4 protein-coding genes are annotated in these 4,912 nt (G+C 40.1%); all 4 read right to left on the minus strand.

The window, feature by feature from the left end; all coding sequences use genetic code 11:
• Positions 1 to 72: 72 nt before the first annotated feature.
• Positions 73 to 564, minus strand: a complete 492-nt coding sequence (locus VK080_RS14140) for an SDR family NAD(P)-dependent oxidoreductase (protein ID WP_324225415.1) — start codon at positions 562 to 564, stop codon at positions 73 to 75.
• The gene (locus VK080_RS14145; protein ID WP_324225416.1) at positions 557 to 1,684 is read right to left on the minus strand and encodes an N-acetylglucosamine kinase; all 1,128 of its coding nucleotides are present in this window, start codon (positions 1,682 to 1,684) and stop codon (positions 557 to 559) included. Before VK080_RS14145 ends, VK080_RS14140 begins: the two co-directional genes overlap by 8 nt.
• Positions 1,674 to 3,197: an argininosuccinate lyase gene (gene argH, locus VK080_RS14150; RefSeq protein WP_324225417.1), complete on the minus strand. Its 1,524-nt coding sequence runs from the start codon at positions 3,195 to 3,197 to the stop codon at positions 1,674 to 1,676. The genes VK080_RS14145 and argH overlap by 11 nt, the downstream gene beginning before the upstream one ends.
• 47 nt (positions 3,198 to 3,244) lie before the next feature.
• Positions 3,245 to 4,912 (minus strand): iron ABC transporter permease (locus VK080_RS14155; protein ID WP_324225418.1); only part of this gene is annotated, 1,668 nt, incomplete at its 5' end.

The following is a 4,912-nucleotide window of genomic DNA, read 5'->3' on the forward strand; positions in this document are numbered from 1 at the left end:
GGTCATTTTATACATGTTTAACTGCCTCCAGGTGCAAGGGTTTTGAACGAATTCTTATAAAAGGCCTTGCACCTATATTCGACATAATACGATCAAATTCCTTGTCAGTATTGGATTTTTTGTTTGTTCAGCAGTCCCTACGTATGCAACGTTATCAGGCTGTGGCCGGAAGCCGCTGACTGATGAAATATTAATGATTGATCCGCCTTCACCCTGCTTAATCAATTGCTGCAATTCATATTTCAGGCAAAGTGCTGTACCCTTAAGATCGATCGACATGAGCTTGTCCCAATAATCCTCATCAAATTCCGCGACAGGTTTATCATCGGGGGTCAGTGCTGCATTATTGACTGCGACGTCCAAACGGCCGTATGTGTCAACCGCAGCCTTAACCATATTCTGTACCTGTTCTGAATCCGAAATATCCGCTTTAACAAAATGCGAACGGGACGCAGGGTCTGACCCAATGTCCCAACCCAATGTCCCACCAAAAAAAAGGCAGAGCCACAATTTCTCTGACTCTGTCCTGCGTTTGAGAAAATCTAAATTAAATAGTTCATCCATTCAGCCCTCTTTGAACTATTAAATCAATAGGGTTATCGTGATTGGTAATTATATCTACATCCGTCATATCATCTTTAACTTTATAAATTAATTCCCTTTTAACATATTCACTATTTTGCAAAACACCGCCTAGAAATAACAGTTTAAATGGTTCGTCTGAGATATTAGCTCGTTTTACGACCGCAGATACTAGGCAATAAAGCTCTGAAACGGCACGATCTAAAATACTTTTACTGACTGGATCACCCAGTTGGTTCGCCTCTTCAACAATGGTTGATAATTTACCAACATCGTGAATGGTATAATTGGGGCCATATACCCAGTTATAAAGTTGTTCATATTTTTCGAATTGAAAGTGATTTAACACCAAATTGGATAAAACTGTCTCAGGGCCCCTGCCATCAAGCATTTTCAAGATGGCACGTATAGCCTCCTTTCCAATCCAGTAGCCTCCACCTTCATCACCAAGTCTATGCCCCCATCCTCCGGCACGAGCATAATGACCCATTCCATCATGTGCAAAAGCAATCGAACCCGTTCCGGAAATGAGTATGACACCCGGTGAATGATTAGTCTCTCCAAGCAACACGGATAATGCGTCATTCTCTACTATTACTCTATTGATTTGGACGCCGCTTTCCTCAATAACCTGTTTTACAATTTCCTGCACATTTGCTTCATCTTTTTGCGTATCTATCCCCGCTAAAGCAAACACACCGACATTAAAATTGATTTCTGTATCATGATGAAAAATAGTTTCATTTAGTTGACCGATTGCTTTTTTTATCACGTGTTTCAGAGTTTTAATGGTAGCCTTAAACCCAGCAACCTGATAGTTTGAAGTGCCGGATTTTCCGGAACTTAATACATTCCCATCTGCATCCGTAATGACAGCAATCGTCTTTGTTCCACCGCCATCAATAGCCAGGAGCGGGAAGTTCGTGCGACCCACCCCCTGTATCGTTGAATGAAGTGTTTTTTCCTTCTGGTTGTGTAATAGGCCATTTGTTGTAGATTTTTCAGATACAGATTCAATCTCACTGCTGCCAAAACCTTCTCTCAAAAAATCGTTATTATTCATTTCTGCCGCTGAACGAAAAAAACTTTCCTTATTTATCATGGCTCATCATTCTTTTAAGTCTCTCATCAATCATTCCATTAGCAGACTCTAATACATTTCTCTTTTCCTTCAACCAGTTGTCTAAATCACTTTGTTGCTGAACACGCTCTTCAATTACCTTTTTCATTCTTTCCGAGCTTGGCCCACCTTCAAGTGAACGGATTTTGATAAAATGCTCCGGATCCAGTGCATTTTTCAATTCTTCTTCCGTTAAATTCAATTTATTACCTGTTATTTTTTCAGCATGAGCATTTAAATGGTCTAAGTGGAACTCTTCTAAAGACTCTTTTCTTTTAGCCACCAAATCCTTCACAGCAGAGCTAACGATTTCATGTGCTTTTCGGAAGGAAAGATCATTTGTCCGTACTAGTGTATCGGCAAGTTCCGTGACATTAGCGAAACTTTCCTGTGCACGTTTGAGCAATTTTTCCTTATTGACTTCCATAGTCATTAGCACGCTCGAAAACAAATAATAGATACTTCCAAGCTTCTCCATTGCATGCCACATATATGGCTGCATGTCATCTTCTGTATCGACAATATCGCCAAACGGCGTATTATGCATCATTGTCAAAACTGTTTGTGCATCACCCAAAACGCTTGATAACAAGCCACGCATATGTTCAATCGAAACTGGATTTTGCTTTTGTGGCATGATGGAACTGATTTGAACGTATGGCTCAAACAGCTTGAAGGCACCGTATTCCTGAGTTCCCCACAAAAGGAAATCTTGCATTGATCGGCCCAAGTCAATTGCAGCTAATTGAACGGATGTAGCGGTCTCGCCAATATAATCTGCTCCAGCAACAGCGTCCCAAGCGTTGTCAATCCTCTCCTCAAATCCCAATAACTTTTGAACTGTCTTTCGGTTGATTGAAAACCCTGAAGTTGTCAATGCTGCCGCACCCATACTGCTCCGGTTTACCGTATTATAAGCTGACATCAGACGGTTTATGTCCCTTGTAAGTAAATCTGTCATGGCATTCAGATAATGGCCAAGTGTGGTCGGCTGTGCCTGTTGTGTATGCGTATATCCGATCATGATTGTATCGATATGTTCTTCAGTCAATTCAATCAGGCTTTTACGCAAGTGAAGTGTCGCCTCAACCAGATTAAGTAATCTATCCCGCAGATTCATTCTGTAAATGGCAATCCCCATATCATTACGACTGCGGGCGATATGGAGATTTCCTGCAATGTCACCTGCTTCTCCAATTAAAAAATGCTCAATTTCAAAGAACAAATCTTCATAGGAAGAATCATAATTTCTATTTTCAACCTCTTCTACATCAATCTTTTTAATCGCATTGACAATTTTGATTGCTTCGTCTTTGTCCACAATCCCTTCTTCAACAAGCATGATTAAATGCGCATAGTGAATTTGAAGCATCGGACGAATGGAGTTCACTTTTGCCTGGTTGTACGCAGGTTCCAAAACAAGTTCCTTATAGGTTTTTGACGGGAAATCCATACCTTCCGTATCCAAGATTTTTTGTCGATGTAATGAGCTCATCTTGATCACTCCTTAGTATTTTCTATATGACTTGCATCATATCATGCCTAAAAGGTTGCAGCAGTACCATTATTACCTTTAATTTTTTCATTGACTAATAGCACAATAACAATCAAGATTGTTTGAAGTACCCCATAAGCACATGCTGTTCCAAATTCAAATGAGTACATTTTATTCCAAATACCCACAGACAATGGCATTGTGGAAGGTGTATAAATCAGTATTGAAGCTACAAATTCGGTCAGACCTTGAACGAAAGCCAATAATGTGCCGGCTAAGATTCCCGGCATAATAATCGGAAAAACAACTCTCCTGAACGAATGCCACCAAGTTGCACCCAGACTTTGTGCCGCTTCTTCAACTGACTGATCCATTTGTATTAAACTTGCTTGCGAATTCCGGAAGACGAGTGGCAGCTGTCTGACAAAGTAAGCTAAAGGTAAAATCCAGAAGGTACCAACCAATACTTGATTAAAGGAGAAAACATTCGGCTCACTGAAAGCTGAAATCATGTTAACCGCTACGACAGTACCTGGAAGGGCCCAAGGTACCATAATCAATATATCCATGAAGGCTTTCCCTTTAAAGTTAAAACGAACCATTGCATACGCAGCTGCAACACCAAAGATAATGTTTCCGATTACGGCAACTGTGCTCATCTGGATACTATTCCAAATTGGTCCCCATGTATCCGCATCTGTAAACAAATCAACATAGTGTTGAAGTGTATAGGCTGCCGGTATGATTTGTGTTGTCCAAGCCCCATCAACGGCGAACGAAATCAGCACGATGACCATGATCGGCAACATTAAAATAATAACGCCAATAATGGACAGAATCACTGCCAAATACCTGACGATTGGCGAGCGAACCTCCGACCGGTGAACACCGGTGCCTTTACTCTGATTCTGATAATTTCTCCGGTTTTGATACCATGTCATCAGTATTAGAAAGGCGATTGACACAATTGAAAGAACAGTCGATTGCGTTGCTGACATATCTAAATTGCCATTAGTCCTGGAAAGTACTATCTGCATTGTCATAGTTCTTTCTACACCAAACATTAACGGTGCCGTATAAGAAGCCATTGAAATCATAAACACTAGTAACGAAGATGCTACCATTGCAGGTGTCAGCATAGGTAAAATAATTTTCAGCCAAATAATAAAACGCCCTGCACCTAAACTTGTAGCAGCTTCCTCCAATGATAAATCCAAGCCTTCAATCGCTGCAGACGCACTCAGATAAAAATAGGTATACATCGTAAAAGTATGAACCACTATAATACCCCAAATCCCTTCCAAGGAAAATGGGACTTCCTCCAAGTTAAATATCTGCTGAAAAAATCGAGGGAATATACCCGTCTCACCATATAAAAAATAGAAAGAAATAGCGCCAATTAAAGGCGGTAATGCCATTGGAACCAATACAAGTACAGATAAAACTTTCCTCCCCGGAAATTCATATCGGTTTAAAAGAAAAGCCATCGTTACACCGACAATAGCGCATGTAATGACACTAACAACCGATATAAACACACTATTTGTTAACGACTCTAAATTGGCTTCAGACGAAAAAAAATTAAGATAATTGGAAAAAGATAAAGCACCTTCCTGATACAGTACACTTTGTGTAAACGTTTTGTACATCGGATAAATCACATAAGCCAATAAAACAAAAACCAGAGGCGAAATTAAAATATAAACAAAGTACTT

This window comes from Lentibacillus sp., from assembly GCF_035301925.1.
In the GTDB taxonomy this organism is placed as follows: Bacteria; Bacillota; Bacilli; order Bacillales; family Amphibacillaceae; genus Lentibacillus.

What these genes read in the sequence shown, in the direction of transcription:
- VK080_RS14140 (WP_324225415.1), bottom strand. Translation starts at nt 564, where the DNA reads ATGGATGAACTATTTAATTTAGATTTTCTCAAACGCAGGACAGAGTCA.
- VK080_RS14145 (WP_324225416.1), bottom strand. Translation starts at nt 1,684, where the DNA reads ATGATAAATAAGGAAAGTTTTTTTCGTTCAGCGGCAGAAATGAATAAT.
- argH (WP_324225417.1), bottom strand. Translation starts at nt 3,197, where the DNA reads ATGAGCTCATTACATCGACAAAAAATCTTGGATACGGAAGGTATGGAT.